General features: G+C 62.4%; 13 protein-coding genes. 2 read left to right on the forward strand and 11 right to left on the reverse strand.

The window, feature by feature from the left end; translation table 11 throughout:
- Positions 1–45: 45 nt before the first annotated feature.
- From IC757_RS09090 to IC757_RS16865, 8 genes are all read right to left on the reverse strand, one after another.
- Positions 46–696 (reverse strand): response regulator, encoded by a 651-nt coding sequence (locus tag IC757_RS09090; protein WP_190974000.1) that lies wholly within the window; start codon positions 694–696, stop codon positions 46–48.
- Positions 693–1,799 carry a PAS domain-containing sensor histidine kinase gene (locus IC757_RS09095; protein ID WP_190974001.1) on the reverse strand — a complete coding sequence of 369 codons (1,107 nt, stop codon included), beginning with the start codon at positions 1,797–1,799 and terminating at the stop codon, positions 693–695. Before IC757_RS09095 ends, IC757_RS09090 begins: the two co-directional genes overlap by 4 nt.
- A 123-nt stretch (positions 1,800–1,922) precedes the next feature.
- Positions 1,923–2,456: a PilZ domain-containing protein gene (locus tag IC757_RS09100; protein WP_190974002.1), complete on the reverse strand. Its 534-nt coding sequence runs from the start codon at positions 2,454–2,456 to the stop codon at positions 1,923–1,925.
- A 15-nt stretch (positions 2,457–2,471) separates the two neighbouring features.
- Positions 2,472–2,792 (reverse strand): flagellar protein FliT, encoded by a 321-nt coding sequence (gene fliT / locus IC757_RS09105; RefSeq protein WP_190974003.1) that lies wholly within the window; start codon positions 2,790–2,792, stop codon positions 2,472–2,474.
- Positions 2,789–3,202, reverse strand: a complete 414-nt coding sequence (gene fliS, locus IC757_RS09110; RefSeq protein WP_190974004.1) for a flagellar export chaperone FliS — start codon at positions 3,200–3,202, stop codon at positions 2,789–2,791. The genes fliT and fliS overlap by 4 nt, the downstream gene beginning before the upstream one ends.
- A 178-nt stretch (positions 3,203–3,380) precedes the next feature.
- On the reverse strand, positions 3,381–4,739 hold the full coding sequence (gene fliD / locus IC757_RS09115; RefSeq protein ID WP_190974005.1) for a flagellar filament capping protein FliD: 1,359 nt from the start codon (positions 4,737–4,739) through the stop codon (positions 3,381–3,383).
- An 84-nt stretch (positions 4,740–4,823) separates the two neighbouring features.
- Entirely contained in the window at positions 4,824–5,186 is a 363-nt protein-coding gene (locus tag IC757_RS09120; RefSeq protein WP_190974006.1) for a flagellar protein FlaG, read from the reverse strand.
- Positions 5,187–5,293: 107 nt separating this feature from the next.
- Positions 5,294–7,108, reverse strand: coding sequence for a flagellin (locus tag IC757_RS16865; protein WP_190974007.1), 1,815 nt, complete (start codon positions 7,106–7,108; stop codon positions 5,294–5,296).
- 482 nt (positions 7,109–7,590) lie between these two features.
- Between IC757_RS16865 and IC757_RS09130 the strand changes: the two genes are divergently transcribed.
- Together IC757_RS09130 and IC757_RS09135 are read left to right on the forward strand one after the other, a co-directional pair.
- Positions 7,591–9,732 carry a tetratricopeptide repeat-containing sulfotransferase family protein gene (locus tag IC757_RS09130; RefSeq protein ID WP_190974008.1) on the forward strand — a complete coding sequence of 714 codons (2,142 nt, stop codon included), beginning with the start codon at positions 7,591–7,593 and terminating at the stop codon, positions 9,730–9,732.
- Between the two features lie 298 nt (positions 9,733–10,030).
- Positions 10,031–10,540, forward strand: a complete 510-nt coding sequence (locus IC757_RS09135) for an REP-associated tyrosine transposase (protein ID WP_190974009.1) — start codon at positions 10,031–10,033, stop codon at positions 10,538–10,540.
- A 1,370-nt stretch (positions 10,541–11,910) separates the two neighbouring features.
- Here the strand turns inward: IC757_RS09135 and flgL are convergent.
- The 3 genes from flgL to flgJ form a co-directional block, all read right to left on the reverse strand.
- Positions 11,911–13,119 (reverse strand): flagellar hook-associated protein FlgL, encoded by a 1,209-nt coding sequence (gene flgL, locus IC757_RS09140; protein WP_190974010.1) that lies wholly within the window; start codon positions 13,117–13,119, stop codon positions 11,911–11,913.
- A 3-nt stretch (positions 13,120–13,122) separates the two neighbouring features.
- Positions 13,123–14,982, reverse strand: coding sequence for a flagellar hook-associated protein FlgK (gene flgK / locus IC757_RS09145; RefSeq protein ID WP_190974011.1), 1,860 nt, complete (start codon positions 14,980–14,982; stop codon positions 13,123–13,125).
- A gap of 149 nt (positions 14,983–15,131) precedes the next feature.
- Complete coding sequence (flgJ, locus tag IC757_RS09150; RefSeq protein WP_190974012.1) at positions 15,132–16,058, reverse strand: flagellar assembly peptidoglycan hydrolase FlgJ; 927 nt, start codon at positions 16,056–16,058, stop codon at positions 15,132–15,134.
- Between the last annotated feature and the right edge of the window lies 1 nt (position 16,059).

Genomic DNA, 16,059 nt, shown 5'->3' on the forward strand with positions numbered 1-16,059 from the left:
GAGATAGCGAGACCTGTGAATCAGTGCACAATTCGGGCCAGGCCATCAGCCCTCGGCACTGACCAGTCCATGGCGCACCGCAAAACGCACCAGACCCGGCAGGTCGCGCACCCCCAGACGATCCATCAGGTTGGCCCGGTGAGACTCCACGGTCTTGACCGACACATTGAGCAACTCCGCGCACTGACGCGTCGAATGCCCCTCGGCCACGAGCTGCAACACCTGCCGCTGACGGGCAGTCAATCGGTCCAGCGGACCATCGGAGTCGGCCAGACGACCCAGGTAGTCATCAACCACCTGCCTGGAAATGGCCGGACTGAGGTAGGTTTCTCCTGCCGCCACCGAGCGCAGCGCCAGCTCCAGCTCCATCGTGGCCGAGTCCTTGAGCAGGTATCCGGCCACACCAAGCCTCAGGGACTGAACAATGTACTCCTCGTCAGCATGCATCGATAGCATGATCACGCGAACATCGGCGTCACGTCGGCGAATGCGTGCCAGCGCCTCTAGCCCGTTGAGTTCCGGCATGCTGATATCCATCAGCACGATATCCGGCTGGTGCTCGGCAACCAGGGCCACGGCTTCCAGCCCGGTGCCGGCCTCTGCCACCACTTCAGCATGCCCCATACCATCGATCAGGGCCCGCATGCCGGCACGCATCAATGCATGATCATCGGCCAGCAGAATACGCTGCTTCATGTACCCAGCACCCCGTCCTGGGCCGCCAATGGCGATGAGGGAAATTCTTCAGTACCCGCATGCAGCGGCAGGCGGGCCGTGATGCGAGTACCCACACCCCGCGTAGAGAGTAGCTCGAATGCCCCACCAAGGAGGCTGACCCGCTCTTCCATGCTCAGCAGTCCCAGGCTCCGGCCCCGGCCGGCATGCTCTTGAGCCCGGTGGGCATCAAAGCCCTCGCCATCGTCACGGATCAACAAATCCAGTTGCCCATGCCGACATCCCACGCGTACCTCCACATGCTCGGCACCGGCATGCCGACGAACATTGGTCAGGGCCTCCTGAACCACGCGAAAACAGGCCGTCTCCACTTCTGCCGAAGGTCGCTGCCCGTCAAGGTCCACATGCAGGTCCAGCTTCATACCAGCGCGCTTGTGTTGCGCAATCAGCCAATTCAATGCGGCCTCCAACCCCAGATCATCCAGTACGGAGGGCCGCAGCTGCAGCGACAACTCACGCACGTGCCGGATGAGCCGATCGACCTCGGCCGTGGCCGTGTCCAGAATGCCGTCAACACCCGGTCCACCACGCACTGCCTGCATGCCCATCTTGATGGCTGTCAGGGTCTGACCCCATTCATCATGAAGTTCTCGCGCCAGCTTTCGTCTCTCCGCTTCTTGCGACTCCAGCAATCGCCGGGAAAGATGCTCCAGTCGCTGCCGGTAGGCCTCGCGCTCCTGGTCGAAACACTTGCGCTCTGTAATGTCCTCGAACATCAGGAGCAGGTAGATCAGTTCGCCGTCGCGGTCGTGGATTTCCTCGGTATTGAGACGAATCCAGCGCGTCTGCCCATCCTGACGAAGCAACCTGAACTCTTCCCAGCTTTCGGCCTGCTCCGGGCTGCCGGAATCCAGTGAGCGTCGCAGTCGCAGAACCATGCGGCTGCCATCCTCGCCGTCGACGAGATCACCGATCGAACGGCCCAGAAGATCGCGATTGGCGTGGCCGATCAGGCGCCTGAACTCCTGATTGGTGTGTGCCAGACTCAGATCAGGCTCGACCAACACCATGGCGATGGGGTTGTAGCGAAAGACCTTGAGAAACTGGATCTCACTCGACTTCAATCGCGTTTCCACCGATCCCGTCGCACTCCGGTTCATGCCATTCCCCCTTTGCTCGTGTCATTCTGGATACGGACTATGGGGGAATTGTAGCGTTGTGGCGGCCAAGGGGCCAGCCAGGGGGTATCAGTCGTTGCGGCGTGCAGCGGCCACCATGCGACGATGATGGCGGAATATATGGCGTGAAAGCGCATCGCGCAGGGGTTGCGGCATGGTGTCGGGCTTGAAACGGAGCCAGCGCTTTCCATCGTGCTCGCAGTCTTCCTCGATAGCACCGGGTAGTGCCAGCGGAGCGGGAATGGCCGGGTGCAGGTGCAACCGAAGCGTGCCGCGCTGTCCGACTTCAAACTCGTGCTCGGGGTCAGCGAAGTCCATGGCATCCACCGAAAGACGAACCAGGCGCGATTCCGGACGAGCTTCCTCGCGTTCAAGCAGACGGGCCACCATGTCCAGCACCAGGTGGAGCTTGGCATCCAGACGCGCCAGCTCCTGGTGCAGCTCGGGCTGTTCTTCCTTCAGGCGCTCGATCGGCAACTCCTCGACAGCGGCCACACCATTGAGAATCGAGAGATTGGTCGATTCGAGATGATGCCGATCGAGGTCGCTATCAGGACGCTCCATGATCCAGCTCAGCGGAAGCCGATCTTCGTAATGGACCATGGCACACCTCCGAATTCAACGCCGATCGGCGACTTCCATGTAAGCCCGGGCCGAACGCGCACCGCGCCTGGCCGAACCCAGTTCCTGCTCCAGCCGACTCCTGAGCTCGGTGAGCAGTCCAATCAGCTCGCGATCTTCGTCGAGCAATTCCCGGATGCCTGCCGCCAGCATATCACCGTCTCCGTCCAGGTCAGAAAACAGCGCCACGACCTGCTGGTGACGCTCCACGGCCAGGTCTCCGGCCGTTTCCAGATCGGCCTGGCGCACCTGCTCACGAATGCGCTGCCCGATCTGGCGGATCGCTTCCATCTGCTCAGGGCGGGCATCGGCGTTCATGAGGCGTCGTTACCCGATGCCGCCTGAGCCCGCGCTTCCGGCGGAATGGCATTCCAACCATCCCTGATTTCGGTAATCAGGCCATGCACCTCGCGCATCTTGGCGGCATCGTTCTCGAAATTGGCCTCGGTGAGACGACGCTGCATGTAATCGTATAGCGAGGCCAGGTTGGCGGCAATGCTGCCATCGCCCGCGCCATGATCCAGGCTGGCATCCAGCGTGTCGATGATCGAGACCACGCGCCCCAGGCATTCTCCCTTGCGTGCAACCTCACCGCGTTCCGTATGACCAATGGCACGCATCAGATATTCGGCAGCACCGTCGAACAGCATCGAGATCAATCGATGCGGATCGGAGTACTCGGCATTCGCCACGCTGTTCTCACGGTAGGCATTGAGCATTTCATTCATGGTGTTGTCCCGTTACCAGACCTGCAATGTGCATCCTGTCCACTTTAGCGGCCCGCTTGACGGCATCTTTAGGGGCGCTGGAGCTGGATTCACCTGTTCTGGGATCAGGTTTCTGCCACTTGGCAGCCCCGCTTCAGACCAGAGCCTGCAGTGCAGAATCAATACCGACTCAAGCCGCTCAGCGCCGACCCTGCCCTTCAAGGGCGGCAAACTGCTGGGCCAGAAACTCGCTGGTCTGGTTCATCTGCGCGATCATGGAATCCAGGGCACCGAACTGACGCTGGTAACGCGCTTCGACCGACTGCATCCGGGTGTCGAGCCTGACCCGCTGTTCGGCAATACTGTCCAGACGGGACTGCAGGCCGGCCACCCGGCCCTCCATGAGGCTGCCGGGGCCCAGCACGGATCCCAGATAGGAAGACAGGTTCGTGGCAATTCCGCGATCGCCGCCGAAGACCTCGTCGAGCACGCCCGGACGCTCGTCCAGCGCCCGGTTCAGCGCCTGCTCGTCCAGCTCGAAGCGGCCCTCGGCATTGCTGGTAATGCCCAGCGCCGGCAGGCTGTTGAATCGCGGATCGGCGCCTTCCACCAGGCCATTGAGAATTCGCTGGACCTGGGACATGGCACCGCGCACCGTGGCATCGCCCTGCAGCGGACCGCCCTGCTCGGCCACCGGATCGTAACCGGCCAGGTTGCGGTTAATGTCGGCCAGCGCATTGAATCGCTCGACCAGGCGCTGAACTGACTCGATGGTCGACTCGCGGTTCTCGCTGACCGTAAGGGTCTGTATCTCGCCCGGTGCGGCCCGTTGCAGATCCAGCGTTACGCCGTCGATGGCACCCTCGACCTGGTTGGATGCACTGGAGAACTCAAAGGTCTCGATCCGCACCCGTGCATCGGCGGCGGCCGTAAGCTCATCGAACGACGTCAGGGCAGCCAGCCCACCGTCACCGCCGCTGGCGCTGACCTCGATGACATTCTCCGCGCCGGTATCCCGGGCGGTAAGCACCAGGCGACTGCCGCCATCCTCGTTGATGATATTGGCCGTCACGGCACGATTGTCAGGCGCGCTGTTGATCGCATCGCGGATATCGGCCAGGCTGTTGTTGCCTTCCTGGACATTGATGCTGAACGATGAGTCGCCCACTGAAAACGCAAGCGTTCCGGTACCCACCGGATCAGTGCGACTGGCAAATGGGTCGGTGGCCACCTTGTGGGCCGAAGCCAGTTCCAGCACTTCGATATCAAACTGGCCGGGTGCCGTGCCACTTTGGGCGCTGGCAGTAAAGACTTCCGGGTCGGAGCTGGTCGCCGAGCGTTCCGACAGGCCGCCACCACGCTCCAGCGAACGGGCGGTATCACCCAGCGCCGACAGCGCACCCTTGAACTCGGCCATGGCCGTAAGCTGGGAGCTGAAGCGGGCCTCGCTGCGATTGAGACGATCCTCTACCGGCTGGCGCTCGGCGGCCACCAGATCACGGACCAGACGGTCCATGTCCATGCCGGAACCCGCGCCCATCGATTGAATCGTTGCCATATCGTCATACTCCTTGGCTGAACTCACCGGCCAAACGGCGACCGTAATCCAACCCTAGCAAAAAGTGTGCCTGCCTGGGCAGGCTCAGGCCCGGCGGTTGATCAACACGCCTTCGGCACCGGCGCTCATAGCCATGCGCTGGGCCTCGTCCGGCGGTATGGTTCTGAGCACCTCGCCGGACTCGGAATGCTTGACCAGGATCACCACCCGGCCGCGTTCCTCGTTGACCTGAAATTCCAGCTGGCGGCCCGACTCGCGCACGAACTCGGCCAACTGGTCGGCCAGCTTTTCCATCATGGCCCGCTGGCTTTCTGCCGGTGATTCGCGCGTTTCGAGCTGTTCGACGCTGGGCGCCGACCGCTCCCCGGTTGCCTTGCGCAACGGTTCCGGGCTTTGCTCCCCCGCCCGGGCCAGCTTCATCTGTACAGTCGAAAGCGTGTTGTCCATGAGACACCCCTCAACCTGGTTCCTGATGCACCAAAGGGCCGGACGGAAGACCGCCCGACCCCCTGGGCCCGATCACCCGCCGGAGCGGGTGATCGATTGTCGGCTGCTTACTGCAGCAGTCCCAGCACATTCTGCGGCTGGGCGTTGGCCTGCGAGAGGACCGAGATACCGGCCTGCTGCAGGATCTGGGCGCGGGTCAGATTGGCCGTTTCGGCCGCAAAGTCCGCATCCTGGATCCGGCTGCGCGAGCTCTCCAGGTTTTCCACCGTGGCATTGAGGTTGGCGATGGTCGACTCGAAGCGGTTCTGCACCGCACCGAAGTCGCTGCGCAGGTCGCTGACCGAGGTCAGGGCAGCGTCGACACGGAAGATCGTGTCGTTGGCACCGTCGACGTCCAGCACGTTGGTGCCGACCAGGCTGCCACCGGCTTCGGAGACGGCGTCAAAGCCCAGCGTGGCGGCATCGCCACCGGCGGTCACCGTGATGGTTTCCTGGGCGCTGAGCACGATTTCGTTGTCGTCGTTGAGGCTGGCACGACCTTCACCGGCCAGAGCCAGGTTGATGGCATCGACCAGACCCTGCGCGCTGTCGTACGTGCCGTCAGCCACGGCTACCGCACTGGCGTCACCGATCTGGATCGAGAAGTCTCCGGCGACTTCGATCGTGCTGCCGGCAACCGACGCTTGCGCTTCGTCACCTTCAGTGGTCGTGGTGAGACCATTGAAGAAGGCGTCATCACCGGAGATGCCGATTACGCCATCGCCTTCATCGTCGGAAGTAAAGACCAGCTCGCCGGCGGTATTCGCGGCAACCGAGAACCCGCTGCCAGCAGCGTTGATGGCAGTGACCAAGTCCGAGATGCTTCCAGACAAATCACTGTTCAGCGTGATTTCAGAACTGAATCCAGTTCCGGTGGCCGTCGGGCCGGTGACCGTGAAAGTGACATTGGCCGAGGAATCGTCAGCCACGCCTGCGACATCATCGGTATCTCCGGCTGTCAGCAGCCCAGCATCAGTTCCACCAAAGCTGAAGTTGCCGGCGCTGTTGTCGAGGGCTGTGAATTCAATTCCATCGCCTGAAACACTCGTGCTGAAATTGGCCCCTGTGGTTAAAGCCGCAGCATCACTGATTGCGACTGAAAGGGAATTAAGTGACGAGTTATCTCCAGACACCAGCTCCACCGTAACCGTAGTTCCACCAGGCGCGGTAACGGTAAACTCTGTGCCTGTACCGAAGTCGCCAAGCGTCAGGTCGTCGGTGGTAAAGGTAGCCGCGCTACCCGACACCGTAGAAAAATCAAGCTGAGCCAGATCGATTTCACCGGTGGTCGAAACGGCGGCAGCACCCGAAACACCATCCTGACCCTCAGAGATCAGGCCACTCGTGTCGACCGAAGAGGTCGTGGCCACCGCACCGATGGAATCCAGGCGCATGCTGGTGTTGAGGTCCACGCCGATGGTCTGTCCGACGTTGGCACCAACCTGGAAGGTGGCGTTGCCGAAGGTGCCATCGAGCACGTTGCGGCCGTTGAACGAGGTCTGCTCGGCAATGCGGTCGATCTCGGCCAGGCGCTGCTGCACTTCCTGGTCCAGCGCGGCGCGGTCGGCATTGGAATTGGTGGCGTTGGCCGACTGCACGGCCAGCTCACGAATCCGCTGCAGGTTGTTGTTGAGCTCACCCAGCGCACCCTCGGCGGTCTGTGCCAGGGAAATGCCGTCGTTGGAGTTCCGAACCGCCTGGTTCAGGCCGCGGATCTGCGTGGTGAAACGCTCCGAAATCGCCAGGCCGGCCGCATCGTCCTTGGCGCTGTTGATGCGCAGGCCCGATGACAGACGCTCCAGCGAGGTCGCCAGGGCACCCTGGGACTGACCCAGGTTACGCTGAGCGTTCAGCGAAAGAATGTTGGTGTTAATAACTGCCATGACTGTATGCCTCCTTGGGATGTTGTCAGTCGTTACCCGCTTGCCGGCCCTGCGTCCCCGATACCCCCCTTTTCTCTTGGCTCCCGGGGTGCATCGGCGCGAACCGAAACTCGCGTTCAACCCCGGTAGCGGAACATTCCAGAATTCCTTTAGCGATTTTTTCCGGTTTTTTTTCAACGCGCCGAGAAAGCCAATACCGGCCACATCACCGAAATCATTGCGTGAAACCCATCACGCAAATGGATATCCGGAACATGCCGTCAGATCGTCCGGAAAACACCCGAATGCGTAGACCGGGGATGCATCCCCGGTGAACAAGCGCCAAACCACCGCCCAAAACGCCGGCGATGCAACGCCGGCCTACGCCAGACGCCACAACCCAGGTAGACCGGGGTTGCATCTCCGGTAAACAAGCTTGAATGCCCCCCTGGCAAAAAAATTGCACAATAACCTGCAGACCAGAACCCGATTCGGAACCCGCCATGAGCACCGAAAAACTCGCCCGCGCCCACAATCTTCTCGAACAGGGCAAACTGTCCGAAGCCGAAACCCAGTACCGCGAAATCCTGGCCCTGGAACCGGGACATGCCAGCGCCCACCATGGTCTTGCACGCGTGGCCCTGGCTTCCGATCAACCGGCCGCCGCGGCCGAGTTGCTGCAGAAGGCACTGCATGCCGAACCCGGCAACCCGGACCACTGGCTGGCCCTGGCGCGTGCCCTGACCCTGGCCGGCTTTCCCGATGATGCCGGGAAGGTGCTGGCCGAAGGTCAGGCCGCCGGGGTTCTGGGCGACGATTCCGGTCCCAAGGCGGAACTGCCACACCATGCGAAGAAAGAGCTGGCCGACGCCAACAAGGCCGCATCGCGTGGCCAGTTCCGTCGGGCCGAGAAAATCATGGCGGATCTGGTCCGCCGCTGGCCAGAACACTTTGAAGTTCAGCAACTGCTGGGAAAGATCCTTGCCCGCCAGCAAAAGCACCGCGAAGCCATCGAGCCGCTTTACGAGGCTCACAAGCTCGACCGCAAGAATACCGAGGTACTGGCCATTCTCGGTAGCTGTCTTCAGAGCCTGCGGCAACTGGGCGATGCACGAAAGTGCTTTGAACAGGTGCTGGCCATGGAGCCGGACAATGCCGGGGTGCACAATCAACTGGCCTCCGTTCTTCACAGTCTCAACGAAGACCAATCCGCCCTTGAACATGCCGAGCGGGCGCTGGCCATCAAGCCCGATTTTCCCAGTGCCCTGATCAACAAGGGCAACGCGCTGCGCGGCCTGAAACGAACCGATGCGGCCAGAGAAGCCTACCAGCAGGCAAGACACTTGCAACCTGATTACTTCGCCGCCGAGGCCAACCTCGGCACTGTGGACCGCGATGACGGCCACACCTTGAGTGCGCGCGACCATTACAAGCGCTCACTGGAACTGAAGCCGGACCAGCCGGACATTCTTCATAACCTGGGCTCGGTTCATATGGATCTTGGCGAGCCGGAAGAGGCATTGGCCTGTTACCGGGAAGCCGCGCGACTGGCCCCGCATCGAATCGAAACCCTGGAAGCCGTCGGTGATCTCACCACCTGGGCCGATGCTGAAGACAAGCATTTGCAGGCACTGACCGAAGCGCTTGATGCCGGGCACCTGCCTTTGCAGGAACAGGTGTTCGCCGGCTTCGCACTGGGCAAGGCACTGCTGGACCTCGGTGAAGAAGACGCCGCCTTCCAGCGCTACCAACAGGCCAACCTTTGCGCGCGCAAGCTCTACGGCAAACATCAGCCTGAGCTGGCGATCGGGCTTCTGAAGGTCTTTGGTGGATTCATGAAACCGGGATTCCTCGAAAAAAGAAAGGACTTCGGGGACACCGATGCGTGTGAGATCTTCGTGATGGGCTTTTCACGCAGCGGCAAGTCGCTGGTCGAAAGCCTGATCACCGGCGACCCGGACATCACGCCATGCCGGGAACAGCGCGATTTCATGGTATTCGGGCACAGCAGACTCGGCGCCGAGAAGAACAAGTTCTCGTCCCGCCATCTCATCAATTACATCCGTGAACTTGAGGCAGATGAGAGTCGACGGGAAGCCGCACGCTATCTGGACCAGTACAACCCCGAACGAATGCCTCGGACGCTGACCAACCCGGGCAACCTCCCCTTGCTGGGCTTTCTTCCACTCTGGATGCCCAAGACCCCGATCATCTTCTGCCGCCGGGACCTGATGGATCTTGGCCTGTCATGCTATTTCAAGCGCTATGCACAGGGCCACGAGTACAGCTACGATCTCGCTGCCCTGGGCCAGGAAATCCGGCTCAACGATGCCTTTATCGACCTGTGGCTGGAATACCTTCCCAACCCCATGCTCGAAGTGCACTACGAGGACGTCGTGCGCCAGCCCGAGCAAACCGCCCGGACGATTCACGAGTTTCTTGGCCGCGAATGGAAGCCGGAGTATCTGGACGTGCTCGACACCCGCCAGGACCTGGCCGCCGCGCTGGGCCCGGCCGGCTCCGTCGATGCACCAATGGCCCTGCGCGATGACTTCATCGGCTTTTCAAAGCCTTTTCATCACCGACTTGAGCCCCTGGTCAAGGGATACGAAAGCATCAACATCAAGAAAACGTCGGACGAGTAGAGCGCCGGCGATGCAACGCCGGCCTACGCCAGGTGGCATCATTTCCCGGCTTAGACTGGGGTAGCACAGGGTGAAAGCACGGGACGGCTTGCGCAGCAAGAAGCGCCGCGCTGGAATCCGGCCGCGCGTGTCCCCGGCGCACGGACTCCGGATGGATGCCCGGGAACGCCGGCCATGCCAGGCCGGCCTACCAGTGGCATCATTTCCCATCGTAGCTTGGCATGATTCGGAAAATTCCTACAACCGTTCGCGCCCTTTTTCTGATGACCCGCCCAGGGTCTCCTCGGAAAATATGCGCATGGCGCGGTTCAGACGATACTTTCAACCCGAAGACTGGGTATTCCTGACGCTGGTGACCGGAAACCGCCGGCCCTGGTTGCGTGAAAGTCGAGACAAGCGGCAATTGCTGCAATGCATGCGGGCCCTCAAGCGTGACCTGCCGTTCCGGCATCTGGCGCATGTGATTCTTGACGATCATCTGCATTGGCTGCTGATTGCCGATGAAGGGCATGACATCCCTGCCCTGGTGTCTTCGCTCAAGCGGCGGGTATGTTTTGAACGCCGCGATCGCGGCCTTTCGTGGCGGGGGTTGTGGCAGGCGCGGTATTACGACCATATCCTGCGTGATGATCGCGATTTCCGGGTTCACATGGATTACATCCATTACAACCCGGTGCGGCATGGTTATGTCGCCATGGCGCGTCAGTACCGGTGGTCGAGTTTTCATGCCTGGGTCGAGCGCGGGTTGTATGAGCCGTGTTGGGGTATGCGGGAACCGGATTCGATTGGTGGGTTGAATCTGGAGTAGATCGGGGGTGGGAGAACGCCGGCCATGCAAGGCCGGCCTACGAGGTGGCATCATTAGCCGGTGTAGGCGTAGACCGGGGTTGCATCCCCGGTGCACGGACGCCGGATAGATGCCGCGGAACGCCGGCCATGCAAGGCCGGCCTACAAGGTGGCATCATTAGCCGGTGTAGGCGTAGGCCGGGGCTGCGTCCCCGGTGTAGGGAGCTTGAATCGATGCCGGGAACGCCGGCGACGCAACGCCGGCCCACGAATACCGCACCCGCAATATTGCCGGTGGCCGAATCTCAGGCGTAGACCGGGGTTGCATCCCCGGTGCACAGACGCCGGATAGATGCCGCGGAACGCCGGCCATGCAAGGCCGGCCTACAAGGTGGCATCATTAGCCGGTGCAGGCGTAGGCCGGGGCTGCGTCCCCGGTGTAGTGCACGGACGCCGAATCGATGCCGGGAACGCCGGCGACGCAACGCCGGCCCACGAATACCGCACCCGCAATATTGCCGGTGGCCGAATCTCAGGCGTAGACCGGGGTTGCATCCCCGGTGCACGGACGCCGGATAGATGCCGGGAACTACGAGATGGCATCATTAGCCGGTGCAGGCGTAGGCCGGGGCTGCGTCCCCGGTGTAGTGCACGGACGCCGAATCGATGCCGGGAACGCCGGCGACGCAACGCCGGCCCAGGAATACCGCACCCGCAATATTGCCGGTGGCCGAATCTCAGGCGTAGACCGGGGTTGCATCCCCGGTGCACAGACGCCGGATAGATGCCGCGGAACGCCGGCCATGCAAGGCCGGCCTACAAGGTGGCATCATTAGCCGGTGTAGGCGTAGGCCGGGGCTGCGTCCCCGGTGTAGGGAGCTTGAATCGATGCCGGGAACGCCGGCGACGCAACGCCGGCCCAGGAATACCGCACCCGCAATATTGCCGGTGGCCGAGTCTCAGGCGTAGACCGGGGTTGCATCCCCGGTGCACGGACGCCGGATAGATGCCGCGGAACGCCGGCCATGCAAGGCCGGCCTACGAGATGGCATCATTAGCCGGTGTAGGCGTAGACCGGGGTTGCATCCCCGGTGTAGGGAGCTTGAATCGATGCCGGGAACGCCGGCGACGCAACGCCGGCCCAGGAATACCGCACCCGCAATATTGCCGGTGGCCGAGTCTCAGGCGTAGACCGGGGTTGCATCCCCGGTGCACGGACGCCGGATAGATGCCGCGGAACGCCGGCCATGCAAGGCCGGCCTACGAGGTGGCATCATTAGCCGGTGTAGACCGGGGTAGCGCAGGGTGGAAGGGCGGGGCGGCATGCGCAGCAAGAGGGGCCGCGCTGGAATCCGGCCGCGCGTGTCCCCGGCTCTCTTGCGCGAGCCAGGTCAGCCCATGAAGTTGAACAGGTTGAGTTGCTGAACTCGCATGAAGCTTTGCTGGGCGGCCTGCAGGGCGGTCTGCTGGAACTGGAAGCGGCTGATGGCTTCGGCGTAGTCCAGATCGCGCACTTCCGAGACCAGGGTTTCCAGCGAGAGCTTGACCTCGGAATGGCTTTCCTCGACATCGTCGAAGGTATTCATGCGCGCGCCCAGGTCGGCACGTAACGTCAACAACTGGTTTTCAAAGCGGTCGAACTGGGCCAATGTGTCGTCGATGGTCTGCCGCTGTGCGGCACGCTCGCTATCGTTGGCCGGGGCCTGTTCCAGCGCTGCGGCGAGGTTTTCCACGGTGGCAAAGATGGAGGTGTTTCGGGCCGGCTCGACGACGAATTCATCCCCGATCTCGGGTTGACCGCCGATCGTGATCTCCACGCCCTGGAAAGCAATCACCGAATCCGGCTCGAAGGTGCCGGTGGCCACAACATTGGGCGGTGTATCGCTGTCGACGACCTGCCAGTCGTCCGGATCGGGCCCGGCGAATTGCAAGGTGTAGGTGCCCCCGTCATAAACCGCCTGATCGACCTGTTGGCCGACCTGCACCACGCCCGATCCGGTGTTGCCGGCACCCGGCTCGGCACGCACGATGCCATTGCCGTCGCGGATGCGCATGTAGGCCTGGTCGCCGGTCAGCGATTCGGCCGCCGTGGTGCCGGGACCGATCACCAGCTCCCGGGCCTGGCTGTCGCCCCGGTAAACGACCTCGCCGTTCTCGCGCACGAAGGGCTTGTCGCCGGTTCGTGAGCCGGCAAAGATGTATTCACCGCCCCCGTCCTGGCTGTTGGCGGTCAGCAGCATTTCTTCGACGCGCTGGCGCAGCTCGGCGGCCACCATGGCGCGCTGATCACTGCCCAGGGTGTCATTGGCCGCCTGCACGGCCAGCTCGCGCGCCCGCTGGACGGTGTTGCCAGTGCTCGACAGCGCCTGTTCGGCCACTCCCATGCGCTGACGCCCGCGGTCAATGTTCTTCTGAAAGACTTCCTGCTGCTTGACCGAGCGCTCCAGTTCCTGAAGTCGCGCCGCGCCAACCGGGTCGTCGGACGGGTTGTTGATGCGCCGGCCAGTGGTGAGCTGCAACTGGGTCTGATTGAGATTGGACTGCTGGCCCAGTATGCCGTTGAGTCCGGACTGGTACAGCCACTGGGTAGAGACACGCATCACTTACCTCCCGACTGCCTGCAGCAGAGACTGGAAAATGGTATTGGCCGTTTGCACCACGCGCGCATTGGCCTCGTAGGCCTGCTGAAAGCGCATCAGGTCGGCGGCCTCTTCCTCCAGGTTCACCCCGCTGACCGACTCCAGAGCCTCCTGCGAAGCCGCAAGCTGGGCCTGGCCGGACTCCAGCGCGGTTTGCGCCGCAGCGGTGGTGCCACCAATATCGGCCAGCATGGCATCGGCCTGCTCGACGATGGAACGCTGTCCGCCTTCGAGTATGCCGTTGTCGCGCACGTCCGCCATGGCCAGTGCGTTGCGGTTGTCACCGGCACCGCCGGTGTTCGACCCCACGGTGAACTCGTCACCGGCCGCCGGTGTACCGCTGATCTGCACGCGCCAGCCATTGACGTCGATATCGTCGCCGCTGGTATAGGTGAATGTGTTGCCATCGATTTCGTAGGTGTTGGCATCGATGAAGGTGATATTCACCTCCTCGAGCAGGTCCGGATCATCGATATCGAGAATCTCGCCGCCCGATATCTCGGCATTGCCGGTATTGCCAATATCGGCACCGGTGCTGAGCGGGAATGCCGCGGCGATCTCTTCGGGTCGGTTGATCAGCAATGACATGTCTTCCGCGGCATTGCGCGTCGGTCGGATGCGGAAGCTGTCGCCGGCAGCGGCAGCACCGCTGCCGACCTCGATCTCCATACCGTCGATACTGAAGTTGCCATCCGGGTCGGTGGCAACGGTTTGCCCGGTGCTGGTATTGAGCAGAGACCACTCGGTGCCGTCGAAGCGTGCCTGATAGTCGTCACCACTCAATGCAGCCGGGTCGGTGATGGCCACATCCAGCTCGGCCGTGCCCGTATTGCCGGTGGCAGCATTCACCTCGGGGGCACCCACGGCGAAGAAGTCACCGCCCAGATTGCCGTTGAGATCCATGCCCTGTCGATGCTGGGCATTGAATTCATCGGCCAGGGCAACGGCGGCACGGCCCAGGTCGTTCTGAACCGGCGCGAGCACTTCCTGGCGGAAGTCGATCAGTCCACCCAGCTTGCCGCCACTGACCTGGTTGGTCACGACCACACCATCCAGGCGCACCTGTGGATCGGTGCGCCCAAAGCGGCCATCCTCCACGCTCAGCGTGCTGGCCCGATTGCCCAGCACCAGGGTCTGGCCGCTGCCGATGGAGACATCGATCTTGCCCATGTCCTGCTCGACCACGTCGACGTCGACTTCCTTCGACAACTGACTGAGCAGGCGATCGCGTTCATCGAGCAGATCGGGAGGAAACTGCCCCTGGGAAGCACCGGGTGAATTGCCGATGCGGCGATTGATGTCGGCAATCGACTCGGCCAGACGATTGATCGTGTCAGCCGAATCGCTCATGCGGGTCGTCGACTCGCGATCGAGCGCATCGAGCCGGCCGTTGAGGTCGGAAAAGCGTTGGGCCAGGCTTTCGGCCTGTCCCAGCAGGGTCTGGCGCACCGGCGTGGATGCCGGGTCATTGGTCAGGCCCTGCACTGACTCGAAGAAATTCTGCAGACCACCGGACAGACCGCCGGACTCACTGCCCAGCAGGTCGCCGGTGCGCTCCGACAGGCTATGCAGCGTTTCGAGTCTGGCATTCGATGATTGTCCGCCACGCACTTCCGAGGTCAGAAAACCGTCATAGATGCGCCGCACATCGGCAATCTGGACACCATTGCCGATAAAGGCATTGCCCACCCGGCCGGCCGGACGGCTGGAAAAATCCACGCGTTGACGGACATAGCCGTCGGTCGCGGCGTTGGCCACGTTGTTGGATGTAGTGGCCAGCGCACGCTGGAAGGCTCTCAGGCCCGAAAGAGATGATTGCAGCATGTCTACCATGACAAACCTCGACTTTGGGTGGCGGCACTTGCGGCAGCAACCGCATCAGGCAGACCCACCATTCGACTCTTCAGCGGCCGCGGCTGAAAATCCTTTAATGCGATGAGCGGATATGAAGTCATGCTGGATACTCCAAGCATTCAGGTACCGAAATGCGGACGCACGCTGTCGACGATGCGCGTGATCTTGTCGGCATACTGCGGATCGGTGGCATAGCCGGCCGCCTGCAATGCCTGGGCGAAGCGTCGTGGGTCATTGCCGGTGCCAGGCACATCCCGGTAGCGGGCCCGTTCACCCAGGAAGCGGGTGTAATCGGCTACTGCCTCGTCCGGAGAGTCATAGGCACGAAACTCGGCGCGCTCGCGCACCACTTCGCCATCGATGACTTCGGTGGTCATCACGCTGACGGTCTCGCCGTCCCAGTCACTGCCGGCCTTGATGCCGAACAGGTTCCAGGCCGGGCGCCCATCGCCGTGATGCATGACATGCCGGCCCCAGCCGGTTTCCAGTGCCGACTGGGCGATGATGGCCTCGGCCGGCACATCCAGCTCGGCGGCAGCACGGCGCGCCAGCGGCGCCAGCGTGGAAACAAACTCCGCGGGACTGGAGAACGCCTCGTCACGATAGGCCGGTGACTCGCTGGCCCGGGCAGCAGGAGCGGGCTCAACCGGCGGTGCCACCGGCAGTTCGGGTCGCGCCGGCACAACTGACTCGGGCCAATGCATCTCTTCCGGATCGGTCGCTTCCGCACCTTCCTGCCTGGCGGCCTCGGGACTGAGCTGGCGGACCATCATGTCGGCCAGGCCCAGGCCACCGCTGCGCGCCATGTCCATCGCGACCTGCTTATCGAACATTTCGTGGTAGGTGTCCATCTGGAAGCTGTCGAACAAACCACCCTGGATGGTGGCCGAACGCATCTCCTTGAGCATCATCTGGACAAACAGTGCCTCGAACTGCTCGGCCACCTCGCGCACGGCCTCGGGCGAGTTCTCGCGGGCAGCCGGACGCAGGTTGGCCAGCGCACTGGTATCGCCGAAAAAAGCAGAGTTTGTCGGCGCAACACTCATG

The sequence above is a fragment of the Wenzhouxiangella sp. AB-CW3 genome (genome assembly GCF_014725735.1).
Taxonomy (GTDB): domain Bacteria; phylum Pseudomonadota; class Gammaproteobacteria; order Xanthomonadales; family Wenzhouxiangellaceae; genus Wenzhouxiangella.

Bases quoted from the DNA above. Each gene is read 5' to 3' on its own strand.
- IC757_RS09090 (WP_190974000.1), bottom strand. From the start codon at position 696: ATGAAGCAGCGTATTCTGCTGGCCGATGATCATGCATTGATGCGTGCC.
- IC757_RS09100 (WP_190974002.1), bottom strand. From the start codon at position 2,456: ATGGTCCATTACGAAGATCGGCTTCCGCTGAGCTGGATCATGGAGCGT.
- fliT (WP_190974003.1), bottom strand. From the start codon at position 2,792: ATGAACGCCGATGCCCGCCCTGAGCAGATGGAAGCGATCCGCCAGATC.
- fliS (WP_190974004.1), bottom strand. From the start codon at position 3,202: ATGAATGAAATGCTCAATGCCTACCGTGAGAACAGCGTGGCGAATGCC.
- fliD (WP_190974005.1), bottom strand. From the start codon at position 4,739: ATGGCAACGATTCAATCGATGGGCGCGGGTTCCGGCATGGACATGGAC.
- IC757_RS09120 (WP_190974006.1), bottom strand. From the start codon at position 5,186: ATGGACAACACGCTTTCGACTGTACAGATGAAGCTGGCCCGGGCGGGG.
- IC757_RS16865 (WP_190974007.1), bottom strand. From the start codon at position 7,108: ATGGCAGTTATTAACACCAACATTCTTTCGCTGAACGCTCAGCGTAAC.
- IC757_RS09130 (WP_190974008.1), top strand. From the start codon at position 7,591: ATGAGCACCGAAAAACTCGCCCGCGCCCACAATCTTCTCGAACAGGGC.
- IC757_RS09135 (WP_190974009.1), top strand. From the start codon at position 10,031: ATGGCGCGGTTCAGACGATACTTTCAACCCGAAGACTGGGTATTCCTG.
- flgL (WP_190974010.1), bottom strand. From the start codon at position 13,119: ATGCGTGTCTCTACCCAGTGGCTGTACCAGTCCGGACTCAACGGCATA.
- flgK (WP_190974011.1), bottom strand. From the start codon at position 14,982: ATGCTGCAATCATCTCTTTCGGGCCTGAGAGCCTTCCAGCGTGCGCTG.
- flgJ (WP_190974012.1), bottom strand. From the start codon at position 16,058: ATGAGTGTTGCGCCGACAAACTCTGCTTTTTTCGGCGATACCAGTGCG.